The organism is Pseudomonas sp. FP603, from assembly GCF_030687415.1.
GTDB lineage: Bacteria > Pseudomonadota > Gammaproteobacteria > Pseudomonadales > Pseudomonadaceae > Aquipseudomonas > Aquipseudomonas wuhanensis.
Genome location: NZ_CP117431.1, coordinates 4,584,390 through 4,601,769 on the forward strand (window position 1 = coordinate 4,584,390; position 17,380 = coordinate 4,601,769).

Here is a 17,380-nt window from a genome sequence, read left to right on the forward strand (position 1 = left end):
TTTGCTATCTGGCGATAGTTCGGCACTCGAGGTTAAGCCGTGCTCCGCTGCTTTTTTTATAAAACCGGTGAAGGTCACCGGCTTCATGAGAGCATCTCGGCAGGCGAATCCGCGTACCCTGCTAGAGTCAGCCAAGCTTGTTCAGCGTGTCCTTAACCGCCTTTCAATTGATATTGGAAGTCTCTCTGATAGTGCTCTTCCCAGCCGTAACGGTTTCGGGGAACGACAAAGAAAAGTGGAGGCTCATCTTGCAAAGGGATGGTAAATCTATCTGTAGTGGTCTAATGAAACCGGACACCCATTTAGGCGAGAATGCTCGCCAGATCGAGGTGTCAGATGACCAAACAACGCCGTTCCTTTTCTGCTGAATTCAAACGCGAGGCTGCCGACCTCGTGCTCAAGCAAAACTACAGCTACATCGAAGCCAGCCGTTCACTCGGCGTCGGCGAGTCGGCCCTGCGCCGCTGGGTTGATCAGGTTCAGCAGGAGCGCCAAGGTGTTACGCCGCAGAGCAAAGCATTGACCCCGGAACAACAGAAAACTCAGGAGCTGGAAGCCCGAATTGCCCGTCTTGAACGGGAAAAATCCATTTTAAAAAACCGCCTCCCCGGCGCTCCGCGGCCCATTGGATTAGAAACACTGCGTTCTACACTGATCCTACTGGACAGTGGTCGCTGGCTTTTTGGAGGCTTAGACCCCGTCAAAAAACTTGACCCAGGGGAAGCTGCGGACCCGTTAGTGGTGGCACGTTCCGTGACCCCGTTTAGGAAGGTGATTTGATCCGAGTCCCCGTCCAGTTCAACTTGACTGGAGGTGCTCATGAAAAAGCATGATCTGAAGCAGCGTGGGTTACCGGTTATTCATGATTACGCAGCCGGCATTGATATTGGCTCACGCTTTCATGTGGTGGCCGTTCCTGCAGACCTGGCCAAAGAATCCGTTCAAACTTTCCAGGCCTTCACTGCCGATCTCGATCGCATGGCCAACTGGCTGGTAAGTCTTGCGATAACGACGGTCGCCATGGAATCAACAGGCGTTTACTGGATTCCGGTTTACGAAATACTGGAAGCGCACGGCCTACAGGTCGTACTCGCCAATGCGCGTGATGCCCGTGGAATGTGGCGATCATCAAGCAACACAGCGTTAACTTTCAAATGGATGAACGTAATCCTGGTTATGAACTGCAGGATCGAATGACTGCCTGGGGCTACGAGGTGCGTTTTATTTCACCGCGAAAGATATTCCGTTACCTGGATCACATTCAAGGCGGCACCGTATCGGCGATGGGCGGTTACACGCGAAATCACCGAAGGGTTCGGATGTACGAGCAGATTACCCAAGGGAAAACCCTGAGAGTCTAGTGAAGGGATAGAACCGCATACGCATGTTCGAGGACGCCTGGACCTTTTACAGCATCTTGCGGCGTTGCCTGCAAGGAGTACTTCGGTCTACTGGCTTGCGTGCTGCCACCACGCTTTGTTTAGTCGCGAGTTGGTGGTGGCCTCTCTGCTTCAGGTCAAGCCAACCGACAGCTATCGATCACGTGTTGGACGGTGATTGCGGGGTGTAGGGATTGAGTTGCTGGCGCCTGAACTGTCCGGGTGGCTGGCCATGAATCTAGCGAAAGCGTTGGGAGAAATACGCTTCATCAGCGAAACCACACAACCTCGCCACTTCCCCGACGGGTCGTGTTCCATTGAGCAAGTAATGTCGCGCCGCGTGCATCCTGCGCTCGAGCACCAGTTCGGTAAAGGTCTTGCCGATTTCCTTGCGCAATCACGATGTGCCCATGCTCGGCGGTGATCGAGCGATCAACCACAGCCATGTCGCCATCAAAAATCCCTGCCCCCTCCATACTGTGGCCTTCGATGCGCACACGGAATTGACTGATGCGGTGTAGTGCTGGGAAGGGCTACCTGATCGGAGGGGATCCATGGTGGTCTGGGCCTGTTCTGAGTGATCGAATCGGCCGCACGAAACGACGTGAATCTCAGTGGGTGGTCAGAAGGGCTTATGAGGTTCCAGAGGCTGGCCAGGCACATGGGCCAGGCAACACGGCTCTAAAGCGGGCAAATGACCACTCGTCATTTGCAGATAGCGTGAGCCCGTAGCAATGCAATGCGAGCCAGCGCCGTGGAATGCAAGCTCATTTGCAATTAATGTGAGCCGGCGGCTTTGGCTGGTTGCAGTTAATGTGAGCCAGAAATGCCGATGAATGCGAGCCAGCGTGTTTTCAAACGCGAGCCGCTACAGATAGTGCCAGGCATAACCAGCGACCGAGATCCTTGCACGCTGTTCATGTATAGGAATTTCAATAATTCCTAACCAAGGTCATGGGCTGACAATGCATCATCGAAGCTCTGCCAACGTGGTTGTCGATGTCAGGAAAAAACGTTTTTGTCGAAAAAGGGGCCGAAAGCGATTTTTCGCTACCTTTTCCAGATTTCGGACGCACCTTTCCCGCATCAAGCCCGCACATACCTCATCCGCGCGATCGCGTGGGCATGGGTAACCAGCCCCTTCACTGTCAGCCCACTGATCGCCGCCGTGTACACCATCCGCGCGCCGCACAGCACGCAGCTGAACGGATCGACATTTAAAAACGCTTTCGCCATCTGTGCGAAATACAGCTTTGGCGTCGGCCCCGGCTTTGCCATCTTCAGGGCTTCGTATACCTGCGGCAGGTATTTCCCACACACCCGGTTGGCCAGAAAGCCGAAATAGCGGATCATCCGGAAATGCTTCTGCGGGATGTGCTGCACCACCCGGCGCAGCATGTCGGCCTGGCTCAGCGACTCCTGCTGATAGGTCTGCGTGCGGTGATCCAGGTAGGTGAAGCTCAGCGTCGCGCCCGATGTGTAATGCGCTAGGCGACTGCCCGAGATCGGAGGCTTCTTCAGGTAACGGCCTAGGTAATTCACGGTCTTTCGCCCGTTTTCCGTCTTCTTCGACCGGTAGATGTGCCAGTGTTGGCCGCCCGCAGTGAGCACCAGGCGGCGCCAGTCGCTTTCGCAGGTGATGTGCGCTAATTCCGGCGGCAACACGAGCTGGCCCCATTGCTCCAAGAGGTAGTTGCGCACATTCCACATCCAGCGCCGGCGCATCGCCTTTTCATGAAACGCCAGGTTTTTCCAGACGCCCTGCTCATCCAGGCCACCGGCGGTCGCCGAGAGGTGCACATGGGGACTCCAGTTGAGCCGCCGACCGTAGGTGTGGAGCGCGCCAAACAGCCCGATGCGCAAACCTCGCCGCCTGGCGGCGTACAACAGGTTGTCCGCCGCCAGGCGGCACAGCGCATCGAGCAGAGCACGGTTGTGAAAGAACAGCGGCCACAGCGTGTCGGGCAGCGTAAACACCAGGTGGTACCAGGCGCAGTCGGGCAAGCGGTTGTGTTGGACGGCAATCCACTGATCGGTGGCCTTTTTGCCGCACGACGGGCAGGCCCGGCAGTGGCGGGTGTTGCACCGGTATTTGACGTGCGGGCAGTGCCCATTGCCGCAGGTGCAGTGCTTTACGCCCAGGATCGAGGTGCCGCTGGCCAGCATTTTGCTCACCGATTCCACTTCGATGGCGCGTAGACCGCCGACCTCCAGCAACCCTGCCCAGCCGCCGTTGGCCGTGAACAGGTTTTTCAAAGGCGGGGTTTGAAGCCAGCGGACCGGCTGGAACGGGCTATGGAGTGGCGTCGAGCGGTTAGGACAGTGCCCCTCACGTCAGCGGGCCATCCAGACTATTGCGGTCCACGCGCGGCCTGCAACCGGGCCGTGATGCGCGCGTTACCTGCCCCCAACCCGGCGGCGTGCAGGGCGCTGGCGACGTCCTTATGAATTCTCAACGACCCGTCGGTGTTGTGCAGGTGCGCGTTGATCTGCTCATCCGTGGCGCTTCGCAGACGCCGTGCCGACCCGGCGGCCTGCAGCTGGGCATCGATGCGCGCGTTACCTGCCCCCAACCCGGCGGCGTGCAGGGCGCTGGCGACGTCCTTATGAATTCTCAACGACCCGTCGGTGTTGTGCAGGTGCGCGTTGATCTGCTCATCCGTGGCGCTTCGCAGACGCCGTGCCGACCCGGCGGCCTGCAGCTGGGCATCGATGCGCGCGTTACCTGCCCCCAACCCGGCGGCGTGCAGGGCGCTGGCGACGTCCTTATGAATTCTCAACGACCCCGGTGTGTGCAGGTGCGCGTTGATCTGCTCATCCGTGGCGCTTCGCAGACGCCGTGCCGACCCGGCGGCCTGCAGCTGGGCATCGATGCGCGCGTTACCTGCCCCCAACCCGGCGGCGTGCAGGGCGCTGGCGACGTCGCTCCGAGTTCTCAACGACCCGTCGGTGTTGTGCAGGCGCGCGGTGATCGTAGCATCCGTGGCGCCGGGCAGTTTCCGTGCCCCCCCGGCGGCCTGCAGCCGGGCCGTGATGCGCTTGGCACCTGCCCCCAATCCGGCGGCGCGCAGGGCGCTGATGACGTCCTTGTGAGTTCTCAACGACCCGTCGTCGTTGTGCAGGTGCGCGGTGATCTGATTATCCGTGGCACCTCGCCGTTTTGGCGGCTGGCCTTCGGACGCTGCCCCCGACCGAGAGGACAGGGAGGGCGCCTGGTAGGGTGCGCTGCTTACCGCATGAGCGGGCCGGTTCCGGCTAGGCCCGGGAACGCCTGTTGAGGTGCCGGCCGAGCCGTCGTGGGAAAAGACCATGGACTGGGTACTGACCGAAGCGCCCGACGGCAGCGGTGCACCGGAAAAGTTCTGAGTACTGCTTTTTGTAATCAGGGCCTGGGTCAACTGACCCCGTGAGGATTGCGCGGCCAGTTGGCTGGGAGATGGCTGTTGCCCGCTGGCAGAGGACGCTTCCGCGTGTGCCGAGGCAGGCGGAGGGCCGGGCAGGTTTACGGATATAGCTCCCGAAAGGTCACACGCAAATTAGCGCTAACGATGTCGTATTGGGATTGATCGTTTAATCGCGTGTTGATGGTTAACTCGGCCCTGGTTAAATTGGCAATGCTCATAGGATTGCCACCCACTGGTGGGCTGACCGACGCCTGATAGGTAGCCTCCATACCGCTGGTAGATTGAAGCCGAAAAGAGTCGTCCTGTAGAGCGTTGCGTACCAGCGATGCAACACGTTGATGATCGAGGTTGGGCTGGGTTACAACCTGATCTAAAGCCAGGCCCGCATTGAGGCTCAATCGGGAAAGAGAAATTCTACCGGGATGGACAGGCTGAGCCTGAGAGCCCGACGCTTCTGGGGGGTGAGCGGAATTGACTGATGCGGTGTAGTGCTGGGAAGGGCTACCTGATCGGAGGGGATCCATGGTGGTCTGGGCCTGTTCTGAGTGATTGAATCGGCCGCACGAAACGACCTGGATCCGAGTAGGTGGTCACAAGGGCTTAGGGGGTTCCGAAGGCGGGCGGGGGAACACGCGGGCCAGGCAACATGGCTGTGAAGTGGGCACGGACCCATTTGCAGCCGTAGGCTGCCCTCTTGGGCGCTTTGCCGCGCGCCTCCATCTTCAACGCTTCGTAAACCCGTGGTAACTGCTGACCACACACCCGATTAGCCAGAAAACCAAAATACCGAATCATCCGAAAGTGCTTTTCCGGGATGTGCTGCACCACCCGGCGCAGCATGTCCGTCTGGCTCAGCGACTCCTCCTGGTAGGTCTGCGTGCGGTGATCCAGGTAGGTGAAGCTCAACGTCGCACTGGAGGTGTAATGCGCCAGGCGGCTGCCCGAGATCGGCGGTTTTTTCAGGTAACGGCCCAGGTAAATTCACCGTCTTTCGCTTCCCGTTTGCCGTCCTCTTCGACACATAGACGTGCCAATGCTGGCCGCCGGCGTTGAGTATCAAGTGTCGCCAGTCATTTTCGCTTTGCAGGTGAGTGTTTTCGGGCGGTACCGTGAGGTGCTCCCATTGGCCCAGCAGGCACTGGCGCACATTCCACATCCAACGTCGACGCAGGGCGGATTTGTGAAACGACAGATTTTCCAGGCACCGCCTTCATCGATCCCTCCCGAGGTGGCAGAGACATGGATGTGCGGATGCCAGTTAAGCCGTCGGCCATAGGTATGGATCGCGCAAAACACCCCGATATCCAATCCTCGGATCGGGCGGCATACTGCAAATTGTCGACGGCCAGGCGGCACAGGGCATCGAGTAAATGACGGTTATGAAAAAACAGTGGCCACAGGGTGTCGGGCAGCGTGAACACCAGGTGTTGCCAGGCACAATCGGGCAAGCGGTGGTGTTGGACGGCCATCCACTGATCGGTGGCTTTTTTGCCACAGGATGGACAGGCCCGGCAGTGACAGGTGTTGCACAGGTATTTGACGTGAGGGCAGTTGTCGTTACCGCAGGTGTAGTGCTTTACACCCAGGATCGGGTGGCGCAGGCGAGCATTTTGGTGATCGACTCGACTTCGATATCGCGCAGGCCACCCTCATCCAGAAGGTTGGCCCAGCATTGGTTAGCGGTGAACAGATTTTTTAGCGGCCGGGGTTTGTAGGCAGGAATCATCTGAAGCAGAAGCGTTGGGTAGGTGGGCTTTATGATGATCGATTACAGCTGCCATGACAAAGCGCAGCCCCGTGGTAGCTCTGATGGGCAACTCGGTTTTCCTGATGCTATGCGATAGCAAGAACGGGCGATTTGCAGCCGCAGGCTGCCTAGTTCTTTAAATTCCGTTTTCTGAAGCGACCCCAAGTACCTCTACCGCGCCGTCGACAAGCACGGCAAGACCGTCGATTTCCTGCTGACGGCAAAGCGCGACATGGCTGCGGCCAGGCGCTTCTTCGACAAGGCCATTAAAGCGAACGGCGAGCCGGATAAGGTCGCGATGGACAAGAGCGGCGCTAAAAAGGCCGCAATCGATGCGATCAACACCGCTCGCAACGTGCTCATTCTGGTGCGCCAGGTTAAATACCTCAACAACATCGTCGAGCAGGACCATCGCGCCATCAAGCGGGTGACCAGGCCGATGCTCAACTTCAAATCGTTCCGGTGCGCCAACTGCGTGCTCGCCGGAATCGAACTGATTCACATGATCCGCAAGGGCCAGTTCGCTATTGATGGCACCGACGCAAGTAAGCCGACAACACGGCCCGGTGCTACGGATGAGCAAATCAACGCGCACCTGCATAACGACGACGGATCGTTAAGAACTCGCAGCGACGTCGCCAGCGCCCTGCACGCCGTCGGATTGGGGGCAGGTGCCAAGCGCATCGCGGCCCAGGCACCGCGCGTGGACCGCAATAATCTAGATAACCCACTTGCGTCCAATTATTTTTAATCATTTTACGTTTGCTAAGCCACTCACAAGACGTAGACATGCGTCTTGTGCGTGAGTTCTTAGACTAGCTCTACGTATTTGGACACCCCCAGCACTTCGCAGGAACAACTATATGCACCCCCTATCGCCTTACTCACCCAGTTACGTTTACCCTATGCCGGACATGGAACAATCTCGTAACTTGCCACAAAATGCACCGTCACAAGCGACCCACACGGGCGCACGCCCTGCGGCAAATAGGGATATCTCTCAGGAAATTGCGCAGCTAGAAGGACAAAGAGCGTCCCTGGCCAACATGGACGGCGCAGTTGATCGGCAGATTGATAACCTGAAGCGTCAGCTGCCAAACGACCCGGTGCCAGGTGAGGATGCAGGCTTCCATTCCAATGTACCTGATCCTGAATCAACCCTTGCGATGGCCGCCCCCTCGGCAAGCCAGGCAACGAGGGCGAGCTCTTCCACATGCGGGGGTAAAAAGCGAAGGCTCCCTGCCTCGACATATGGTCAACCATCCTCTGTCTTAAGCGGACAACAACCATCGATTTCCAGCTATCAAGCCGCGCAATCTTCACGGGGCCAGCGGGCACCAGCCACGATGGGGCAAAACAATCCTCGGAATTCAGGTCCGCTGCTGCCGTCGAGTGCCTCGGTCAGTACACGGGGCATGGCCTTTTCCCACGATGGCTCGGCCGGCACCTCAACAGGCGTTCCCGGGCCTAGCCGGAACCAGCCCGCTCATGCGGTACGCAGCGCACCCTACCAGGCGCCCTCCCTGCCCTCCCTGCCCTCTCGGTCGGGGGCAGCGTCCGAAGGCCAGCCGCCAAACCGGCGAGGCGCCACGGATAATCAGATCACCGCGCACCTGCGCAACGACGACGGGTCGTTGAGAACTCAAACTGACGTCATCAGCGCCCTGCACGCCGTCGGATTGGGGGCAGGTAACGCGCGCATCGTGTCGGCGCTGCGGCAGGCCGCCGGGGGGCACGGAAACTGCGCGGCGCCACGGATGCTCAGATCGACGCGCACCTGCACAACGACGACGGGTCGTTGAGAACTCAAACTGACGTCATCAGCGCCCTGCACGCCGCCGGATTGGGGGCAGATACATCGCGCATCACGGCCCGGCTGCAGGCCGCCGGGGGGGCACGGAAACTGCGCGGCGCCACGGATGAGCAGATCACCGCGCACCTGCACAACACCGACGGGTCGTTGAGAACTCACAAGGACGTCGCCAGCGCCCTGCACGCCGCCGGGTTGGGGGCAAGTAACGCGCGCATCGCGGCCCAGCTGCAGGCCGCCGGGGGGGCACGGCACCTGCGCGGCGCCACGGATGAGCAGATCAACGCGCACCTGCACAACGACGACGGGTCGTTGAGAACTGGGAGTAACGTCGCCAGCGCCCTGCACGCCGCCGGATTGGGGGCAGATACATCGCGCATCACGGCCCGGCTGCAGGCCGCGCGTGGACCGCAACAATCTAGATAACCCACTTGCGTCCAATTATTTTTAATCATTTTACGTTTGCTAAGCCACTCACCAGACGCAGACATGCGTCTTGTGCGTGAGTTCTTAGACTAGCTCTACGTATTTGGACACCCCCAGCACCTCGCAGGAACAACTATATGCACCCCCTATCGCCTTACTCACCCAGTTCACGTTCACCCTATGCCGGACATGGAACAATCTCGTAACTTGCCACAAAATGCACCGTCACAAGCGCCCCACACGGGCGCACGCCCTGCGGCAAATAGGCTGGATATCTTTCAGAAAATTGCGCAGCTAGAAGGACAAAGAGCGTCCCTGGCCAACATGGAAGGCGCAGTTGATCGGCAGATTGATAACCTGAAGCGTCAGCTGCCAAACGAACCGGTGCCAGGTGAGGATGCAGGCTTCCATTCCAATGTACCTGATCCTGAATCAACCCCTGCGATGGCCGCCCCCTCGGCAAGCCAGGCAACGAGGGCGAGCTCTTCCACAGGCAAGGGTAAAAAGCGAAGGCTCCCTGCCTCGACATATGGTCAAGCATCCTCTGTCTTAAGCGGGCAACAACCATCAGTTTCCACCCATCTGGCCACACAATATTCACGGAGTCAGTTGACCGAGGCCCTTATCAGACAAAACAGCCCTCAGGACTCTTCCGGTGCACCGCTGCCCTCCGGCGCCTCGGTCAGCACCCAGTCCACGGTCTTTTCCCACGACCGCTCGGCCGCCTCGACGGGCGTTCCTGGGCGTAGCCGGACCGGCCCCTCTCAAACCGCACGCAGCGAGCCTTATCTGCCCCTTCACAATCAGGCGCCTCGTCCTCACGCGGTGCAGGCACGCGTGTGGCGGATCCGAGGCATCCGGGGCAGACCATTTCACAAGGCGCGCTGAATCAGCGGAACTCCCGAGCCCGAGCGGCCGCCAGTAAGGCCGAAGCGAAAAACGCATCGCTCATTGCCTAACGCCCATAGGCCAGCCAGTTTCAAACCTCTGAAAATCTATTCAGGGGTTCCGGCTTACACCCAAATACTGTTCGGTTAGATTGGCAGCTGGTAAAATTTGCGTATCACCGAACCTCACAAACGAGAGGTATAGAGATGGCGCGAACGAAGGCGACGCGGCACTGTTGCAAATAGTTTATGGGGGGTAGGCTAAAGCCCACCTTGGACTGAAGGAGGCGCGTATGAACCCTTTCTAGGGTCGGCATTTTCAGGGCACCCTTATTCTCTGGGCCGTACGCTGGTATTGCAAATATGGCATCAGCTACCGTGAGCTGCAGGAGATGCTCGCCGAACGCGGCGTCAATGTCGACCACACCACGATTTATCGTTGGGTTCAGCATTACGCGCCGGAGATGGAAAAACGTCTGCGTTGGTACTGGCATCACCCTACAGATTTGCGCTCCTGGTGTCTCGATGAAACCTATGTCAAGGTCTGGGGGAAATGGTTTTACCTGTACAGGGCCACGGACAACCGCGGCCATGCCCTCGATTTTTACCTGTCCCCCCGTCGCAACACCCAAGCCGCCTACCGGTTTTTACGCAAGACGCTCAAGCCTCTGAAGGCGTGGTAAATCCCTAAAGTCATCAATACCGACAAGGCGCCCACCTATGCCAAAGCGCTGGTATTGCTGAAGCAGGAAGGCAAATGCCCTCCGGACGTGGAGCAGCGACAGGTGAAGTACCTGAACAACGCCTTTGAGTGCGATCATGGAAAACTCAAACGCATCATCAATCCACTGCTGGGTTTCAAATCCCGTAAAACGGCGTAGGCAACGATAAAAAGGAATAGAAACCCTGCGAGCCCTTCGCAAAGGTCAGGCAGCGTCCTGGTATTACGGGCACGCCCAGGGCGAAGTGCGCCTGGTTAATAGGGTTTTCGGCCTCTGAGCCCTATTTGAAGAGCAAACCACAGCTCAGGATCCTATTTGCAACAGTGCCGGCAACACTGCGTCTGCAATTCGCGCAAAACAGCAGCTTCAATCTTTGTACGCGCCTGCGTAATCGATGCCTTGTTGACCGTTGTAGATGTTGCGCTGCCTTCTAGCCAGGCTAGGCCAGGCCTTGCGTCATGGCCGCAAATACATCTTCATACGCCGCCTCAGGATACAGGCTAAGGGCCATGCTGAAATCACCACCGTGCTCGCCGGAAATTTGCGTACGCGCTGACTATTGCACCCAATGCTTCTCAAGAAGCTGGACGACCCCCTCCATCGGATAAACCCGGGCAAACAGACTCGCACCAAGGTAATCGGTTAAACGTACTCCCTGACCCAGCGTCGCCTTCGTTCGCGCCATCTCTATACCTCTCGTTTGTGAGGTTCGGTGATACGCAAATTTTACCAGCTGCCAATCTAACCGAACAGTATTTGGGTGTAAGCCGGAACCCCTGAATAGATTTTCAGAGGTTTGAAACTGGCTGGCCTATGGGCGTTAGGCAATGAGCGATGCGTTTTTCGCTTCGGCCTTACTGGCGGCCGCTCGGGCTCGGGAGTTCCGCTGATTCAGCGCGCCTTGTGAAATGGTCTGCCCCGGATGCCTCGGATCCGCCACATGCGTGCCTGCACCGCGTGAGGACGAGGCGCCTGATTGTGAAGGGGCAGGATAAGGCTCGCTGCGTGCGGTTTGAGCGGGCCGTGTCCGGCTACGCCCAGGAACGCCCGTCGAGGCGGCCGAGCGGTCGTGGGAAAAGACCGTGGACTGGGTGCTGACCGAGGCGCCGGAGGGCAGCGGTGCACCGGAAGAGTCCGGAGGGCTGTTTTGTCTGATAAGGGCCTCGGTCAACTGACTCCGTGAATATTGTGTGGCCAGATGGGTGGAAACTGATGGTTGTTGCCCGCTAAAGACAGAGGATGCTTGACCATGTGTCGAGGCAGGGAGCATTCGCTTTTTACCCTTGCCTGTGGAAGAGCTCGCCCTCGTTGCCTGGCTTGCCGAGGGGGCGGCCATCGCAGGGGTTGATTCAGGATCAGGTACATTGGAATGGAAGCCTGCATCCTCACCTGGCACCGGTTCGTTTGGCAGCTGACGCTTCAGGTTATCAATCTGCCGATCAACTGCGCCGTCCATGTTGGCCAGGGACGCTCTTTGTCCTTCTAGCTGCGCAATTTTCTGAAAGATATCCAGGGCGGCGGCAAAAACTGAGTGCAACACCTGACCTTTCCGGTACGGTGCAGCCCCTATGTCTTATTCCGAACTCAGCGTTGAAGAGCGCGCCACCATTCAAATCGGTCATGCCCAAGGCTTCAGCCTGCGTAGGATTGCCTGCTTGATCACCCGATCCCCTTCGACCATCAGCCGGGAGCTGCGCCGCAATCGAGATGCCTGCGGCGGCTACTCGGCCCGTGTGGCCCAGCGGCAGATGCAGGCCCGCCGCCAGGTTTGTCGACCGATGCGAAAGCTGTTGCCGGGTAGCGAGCGCTTCAAGTTGGTGGCTCATATGCTGCGTGAGCGTTTGTCTCCCGAGCAGATTGCCGGCAAGCTGCGCAGCATGAACATTCCCAGCCTCAGAGATGCCTACGTCTGTCGCGAGACGATCTATAACGCGATCTATGCCTTGCCGGTCGGCGAGCTGCGTAAGGAGCTGATCATCTGTCTGCGCCAAAGCAAGACAACACGCAGGCCGCGCTCTGGTGGCGTGGATCGGCGCGGCCAGATTCCCGAGATGGTCAGCATCCATGTGCGTCCGCCGGAGATTGAAGACCGTCTGATGCCGGGGCATTGGGAAGGCGACCTGATCAAGGGTAAGGCCAACGCCTCGTCCGTAGGCACGTTGGTGGAGCGCACCAGTGGCTACCTGATGCTGGTGAAGATGAATGATGCGACGGCAACCTCGGCGATGGAGGGCTTCAGTGCAGCGCTCAATGGCATGCCACTGGCAATGCGCAAGAGCATGACCTACGACCAGGGCCGGGAGATGGCGCGACACGCCGAGATCACCCAGAAAACCGGCATCGCGATTTACTTCTGCGACCCGCACAGCCCCTGGCAGCGCGACAGTAACGAAAACATCAATGGCCTGATCCGCCAGTACCTGCCCAAGGGCACGGACTTGTCGGGACACAGCCAGGAAGAACTGGATGCCATTGCCTTGCAACTGAATATGCGCCCCCGTAAACGCTTCGATTTCAAATGTCCGATCGAAATGATGAGTGAGGTGATGCAAAAGGCCATGGCTATGCGGCACGATGCGCCCACTTCAATCCAATAACCGTGTTTGCACTCAGCTCCTGCAACCGCCATTACTAAAACGGGGCATGGCCAACATACTCTTCGGCAAAGTGCTCATGCGTTAGATATACTTAATTATCATAACTCAAAAAATATAAATATACATATTGTTGAAGTTCAAAGATCTATTTTGGCAGTAAAAGCAAGTTATGGTTCCCTAGAGATTACATCAATGGATTAAGTGTAGCGGCTCGCGTTTATCCTGTTTTTCAGCTCAGATTATCTGCAAATGACGGACTGGTTTAGGTAGGAATCCCGTCCTGCCAAGCTATCGATACTCGCGGGTGTGCCACAAACGCAGTAGGTAAATGGTGGAATCGACTATCTCGTAGCGCATCTCGTAATGACCGACCTGAATTCGCCGCACGTCACGAGGCTCGAACTCTTCCAGACGTTCGCCAATGCGTGGATTGGCCAGCAGCGTGATTGGTGTAGCCGTCAGTTGCTGTACTGTTCGTGCGGCAGCAGGCTGATTCACCGCTGCCAGAAACTCGTACAACCGGGCAATGTCGGAAAGCGCCTTACTTGTCCACTTCAATTCCATCAGCGCGGTACCGGCAACGGCGTTTCGGTGCTGAGGCTATCAGCCCAGGCCTGGACAGCGTGGTGGTCAATCACGCGACCAACATCCACATCGGCCAAGGCTTCACGGGTAAGTCGACTGCGTTCTTCTTCCTGATCTATCCAAGCAGATAGAGCCTGTTTGACGATCCAGTTCTTGGAGCGCTCCAGACGCTCAGCCATCAAATCGACTTTCTCGGCCAGTTGCACAGGGACGTGGGCTGTCACTGATCGGGTTTTCACGGTTGCCATGATGGCTACTCCTAATATGGTTTATTTAGCCAAAATATACATCAATTTGAGTCAATGATAATAATTTTGAACCATCAAGCTAAGCGTCATATTGAGGTATACCCCAGATTGACAGTCAGGCCACCGGGTAAATCGCGCCAATTTAGGATGGCCATGCCCATTGATTGACACTGCTTGCTCAGGGTCTAAGACTTCAAATTGACAGAGCAGTTGAAACAATAATGACCACTCGTCATTTGCAGATAGCGTGAGCCCGTCGCGATTAAACGCGAGCCGGTGCCGTGGAATGCAAGCTAATTTGCAATTAATGTGAGCCCGAGCATTCCGTCATTTGCAGATAATCTGAGCCGAAAAACGGAATGAATGCGAGCCTGCGTGTTTTCAAACGCGAGCCGCTACAGCTAGTTGTCGCTCGATGGTATCTTTACCGAGCCGGTACGACGGCTGCAATTGGCTTAACGTACTTTGAAATCCCTTTTCTGAGGCGACCCCGACTTCAAACCCCTTTAATAGCCTCGTTCTTCATCGAAGTAGTCGCTATCCAGTTTCGGCAACTTGAGCAGCCGCGACGTAACTCCGACTTCGTGATCCATCATCAGATTAACAAGCAGACCATTAAGCACAGGGCGTTCCAGAAGAAAATCACTGGCGCAGTATCGCTTAAATCAGATTCGCGGAATTTGATGCGTAAGCCCTGCTCACCACCCGAGGACTCCGGCACTCTACACCCTCCGTCGATTGTCCCATGCCCTGGAACCCAACTCGCCCCCCAGACCACTCAAACATCCCTGCCCTATGCCTATGCCTATGCCTATGTCCGTAGGATTCGGTCTAACGATCTTACGCAGAAGCTGCCTGCTACTTATCCCATAAGGAGAAAAAAGTGCGCCCCCTTTCCCCACATTCTGCATACCTCGCCGCGTACCTGGCAGAAGAAAATACGACCGATATTTCGCAACGCACCACGATCATCAACGACCTCCGCACTCCTGGGGGCCAGAGAAACTTAGAAGCCGAGTATCCGCAATCGGATTTTAAACGAAGCGGTGGGCCAAAAGAGCCCGCAGCGTACACCGAACAGGACGTGAAACGGCACGTGGATCAGTACCAGGCAAGCCGAAACCTTGCTTCCGGGTCCTCGATGCAGTCAGCCCCCCCGCCCACCGAGTGGGAAGCACCGCGCAGGTCGGTTTCACCTGACTCAAGAACCTATCTGAGTAAAGTGTCGCTAGAGGCGTTCCGTCGCGACAACACACCGAAAATGCTGAATGATTTGAATTCGATGCGGGCTCAGCGCGGACTCCACAATGATTATACGCTCGATGACTTAAAACCCGTCATAGCAGGCAGATTGAGTAATGAGAAGGATGCGTATGAAGCAGCGCAACGGCTTCGTGCTTTGGATCAGGGAGAGAGTCGGTCGGGCTTCTCGGGGCCAGCCCTGCCATCGGGCAGCACGGTAAGCAGCGCACCCTACCAGGTGCCCTCCCTGTCCTCTCGGTCGGGGCCAACGTCCGAAGGCCAGCCGCCAAAACGGCGAGGTGCCACGGATAATCAGATCAACGCGCACCTGCACAACGACGACGGGTCGTTGAGAACTGCGAGTAACGTCGCCAGCGCCCTGCACGCCGCCGGATTGGGGGCAGAGAATGGGCGTATCACGGCCCGGCTGCAGGCCGCCGGGGGGGCACGGAAACTGCCCGGCGCCACGGATGCTCAGATCGACGCGCACCTGCACAACGACGACGGGTCGTTGAGAACTCAAAGTGCCGTCGCCAGCGCCCTGCACGCCGCCGGATTGGGGGCAGATCAGGGGCGCATCGCGGCGGCGCTGCGGGCCGCCGGGGGGGCACGGCACCTGCGCGGCGCCACGGATGCTCAGATCAACGCGCACCTGCACAACGACGACGGGTCGTTGAGAACTCGCCGCGGCGTCGTCAGCGCCCTGCACGCCGCCGGACTGGGGGCAAGTACGGCGCGCATCACGGCCCGGCGGCAGGCCGCCGGGGGGGCACGGCACCTGCGCGGCGCCACGGATGCTCAGATCAACGCGCACCTGCGCAACACCGACGGGTCGTTGAGAACTCAAAGGGCCGTCGCCAGCGCCCTGCACGCCGCCGGATTGGGGGCAGATACCACGCGCATCAGGGCCCAGCTGCAGGCCGCGCGTGGACCGCAATAGTCTGGATGGCCCGCTGACGTGAGGGGCACTGTCCTAACCGCTCGACGCCACTCCATAGCCCGTTCCAGCCGGTCCGCTGGCTTCAAACCCCGCCTTTGAAAAACCTGTTCACGGCCAACGGCGGCTGGCAGGGTTGCTAGGGCAGCGGTCTACGCCATCGAAGTGGAATCGGTGAGCAAAATGCTGGCCAGCGGCACCTCGATCCTGGGCGTGAAGCACTGCACCTGCGGCAGTGGGCACTGCCCGCACGTCAAATACCGGTGCAACACCTGCCACTGCCGAGCCTGTCCTTCGTGCGGCAAAAAAGCCACCGATCAGTGGATGGCCGTTCAACACAACCGCTTGCCCGACTGCGCCTGGTACCACCTGGTGTTTACGCTGCCCGACACGCTGTGGCCGCTGTTCTTTCACAACCGTGCTCTGCTCGATGCGCTGTGCCGCCTGGCGGCGGACAACCTGTTGTATGCCGCCAGGCGGCGAGGTTTGCGCATCGGGCTGTTTGGCGCGCTCCACACCTACGGCCGACGGCTTAACTGGCACCCTCACGTGCACCTCTCGGCGACTGCTGGTGGCCTGGATGGGCAGGGCGTCTGGAAAAACCTGGCGTTTCATGAAAAGGCGATGCGCCGGCGCTGGATGTGGAATGTGCGCAACTACCTCTTGGAGCAATGGGGCCAGCTCGTGTTGCCGCCGGAATTAGCGCACATCACCTGCGAAAGCGACTGGCGCCGCCTGGTGCTCACTGCGGGCGGCCAACACTGGCACATCTACCGGTCGAAGAAGACGGAAAACGGGCGAAAGACCGTGAATTACCTGGGCCGTTACCTGAAGAAGCCTCCGATCTCGGGCAGTCGCCTAGCGCATTACACATCGGGCGCGACGCTGAGCTTCACCTACCTGGATCACCGCACGCAGACCTATCAGCAGTCGCTGAGCCAGGCCGACATGCTGCGCCGGGTGGTGCAGCACATCCCGCAGAAGCATTTCCGGATGATCCGCTATTTCGGCTTTCTGGCCAACCGGGTGTGTGGGAAATACCTGCCGCAGGTATACGAAGCCCTGAAGATGGCAAAGCCGGGGCCGACGCCAAAGCTGTATTTCGCACAGATGGCGAAAGCGTTTTTAAATGTCGATCCGTTCAGCTGCGTGCTGTGCGGCGCGCGGATGGTGTACACGGCGGCGATCAGTGGGCTGACAGTGAAGGGGCTGGTTACCCATGCCCACGCGATCGCGCGGATGAGGTATGTGCGGGCTTGATGCGGGAGAGGTGCGTCCGAAATCTGGAAAAGGTAGAGAAAAGTCGCTTTCGGCCCCTTTTTCGACGCGGGCGATGGGTGAAAAACATTTTTCCCTGACATCGACGCCACGTTGGAAAAGTTTCGATGATGCCTTT

Annotated in this window: 9 protein-coding genes and 7 pseudogenes; 9 read left to right on the forward strand and 7 right to left on the reverse strand. The window is 58.3% G+C overall.

What is annotated here, in order from left to right; all coding sequences use genetic code 11:
• Positions 1 to 336 precede the first annotated feature (336 nt).
• Both PSH65_RS21170 and PSH65_RS21175 read left to right on the forward strand, forming a co-directional pair.
• Positions 337 to 597: pseudogene (locus PSH65_RS21170) on the forward strand (transposase); the annotation flags it as partial.
• A 222-nt stretch (positions 598 to 819) separates the two neighbouring features.
• Positions 820 to 1,197 (forward strand): transposase, encoded by a 378-nt coding sequence (locus tag PSH65_RS21175; RefSeq protein WP_370694661.1) that lies wholly within the window; start codon positions 820 to 822, stop codon positions 1,195 to 1,197.
• A 342-nt stretch (positions 1,198 to 1,539) separates the two neighbouring features.
• On the opposite strand, the pseudogene PSH65_RS21185 reads toward PSH65_RS21175, so the two are convergent.
• The 4 genes and pseudogenes from PSH65_RS21185 to PSH65_RS21205 all read right to left on the reverse strand — a co-directional run.
• A pseudogene (locus PSH65_RS21185) lies at positions 1,540 to 1,776 on the reverse strand (helix-turn-helix transcriptional regulator); the annotation flags it as partial.
• A 689-nt stretch (positions 1,777 to 2,465) separates the two neighbouring features.
• Positions 2,466 to 3,635: an IS91 family transposase gene (locus PSH65_RS21195; protein WP_305422201.1), complete on the reverse strand. Its 1,170-nt coding sequence runs from the start codon at positions 3,633 to 3,635 to the stop codon at positions 2,466 to 2,468.
• 95 nt (positions 3,636 to 3,730) lie between these two features.
• Positions 3,731 to 4,777, reverse strand: a complete 1,047-nt coding sequence (locus PSH65_RS21200; RefSeq protein ID WP_305422203.1) for a hypothetical protein — start codon at positions 4,775 to 4,777, stop codon at positions 3,731 to 3,733.
• A 699-nt stretch (positions 4,778 to 5,476) separates the two neighbouring features.
• Positions 5,477 to 6,542: pseudogene (locus PSH65_RS21205) on the reverse strand (IS91 family transposase); the annotation flags it as partial.
• 151 nt (positions 6,543 to 6,693) lie between these two features.
• On the opposite strand from PSH65_RS21205, the pseudogene PSH65_RS21210 reads away from it, so the two are divergent.
• From PSH65_RS21210 to PSH65_RS21230, 5 genes and pseudogenes are all read left to right on the forward strand, one after another.
• Positions 6,694 to 7,053: pseudogene (locus PSH65_RS21210) on the forward strand (transposase); the annotation flags it as partial.
• Positions 7,054 to 7,945: 892 nt separating this feature from the next.
• Positions 7,946 to 8,332: a hypothetical protein gene (locus tag PSH65_RS21215; RefSeq protein WP_305422204.1), complete on the forward strand. Its 387-nt coding sequence runs from the start codon at positions 7,946 to 7,948 to the stop codon at positions 8,330 to 8,332.
• Positions 8,329 to 8,766, forward strand: coding sequence for a hypothetical protein (locus tag PSH65_RS21220; RefSeq protein ID WP_305422206.1), 438 nt, complete (start codon positions 8,329 to 8,331; stop codon positions 8,764 to 8,766). The genes PSH65_RS21215 and PSH65_RS21220 overlap by 4 nt, the downstream gene beginning before the upstream one ends.
• A 1,219-nt stretch (positions 8,767 to 9,985) precedes the next feature.
• A pseudogene (locus tag PSH65_RS21225) lies at positions 9,986 to 10,652 on the forward strand (IS6 family transposase).
• Positions 10,653 to 11,943: 1,291 nt separating this feature from the next.
• Entirely contained in the window at positions 11,944 to 12,972 is a 1,029-nt protein-coding gene (locus PSH65_RS21230; protein ID WP_305422207.1) for an IS30 family transposase, read from the forward strand.
• Positions 12,973 to 13,260: 288 nt separating this feature from the next.
• Here the strand turns inward: PSH65_RS21230 and PSH65_RS21235 are convergent, their stop codons facing one another.
• From PSH65_RS21235 to PSH65_RS31915, 3 genes and pseudogenes are all read right to left on the reverse strand, one after another.
• Entirely contained in the window at positions 13,261 to 13,536 is a 276-nt protein-coding gene (locus PSH65_RS21235) for a type II toxin-antitoxin system RelE/ParE family toxin (protein WP_305422208.1), read from the reverse strand.
• Positions 13,536 to 13,808 carry a CopG family ribbon-helix-helix protein gene (locus tag PSH65_RS21240; RefSeq protein WP_305427032.1) on the reverse strand — a complete coding sequence of 91 codons (273 nt, stop codon included), beginning with the start codon at positions 13,806 to 13,808 and terminating at the stop codon, positions 13,536 to 13,538. The genes PSH65_RS21235 and PSH65_RS21240 overlap by 1 nt, the downstream gene beginning before the upstream one ends.
• 503 nt (positions 13,809 to 14,311) lie before the next feature.
• Positions 14,312 to 14,413 (reverse strand): annotated as a pseudogene (locus PSH65_RS31915) (restriction endonuclease); the annotation flags it as partial.
• 743 nt (positions 14,414 to 15,156) lie between these two features.
• Between PSH65_RS31915 and PSH65_RS21245 the strand changes: the two are divergent.
• Together PSH65_RS21245 and PSH65_RS21250 are read left to right on the forward strand one after the other, a co-directional pair.
• A complete protein-coding gene (locus PSH65_RS21245) occupies positions 15,157 to 15,987 on the forward strand; it encodes a hypothetical protein (protein ID WP_305422210.1) in 831 nt (276 codons plus the stop codon).
• Between the two features lie 104 nt (positions 15,988 to 16,091).
• Positions 16,092 to 17,244, forward strand: a pseudogene (locus tag PSH65_RS21250) (IS91 family transposase).
• The last annotated feature ends 136 nt before the right edge of the window (positions 17,245 to 17,380 follow it).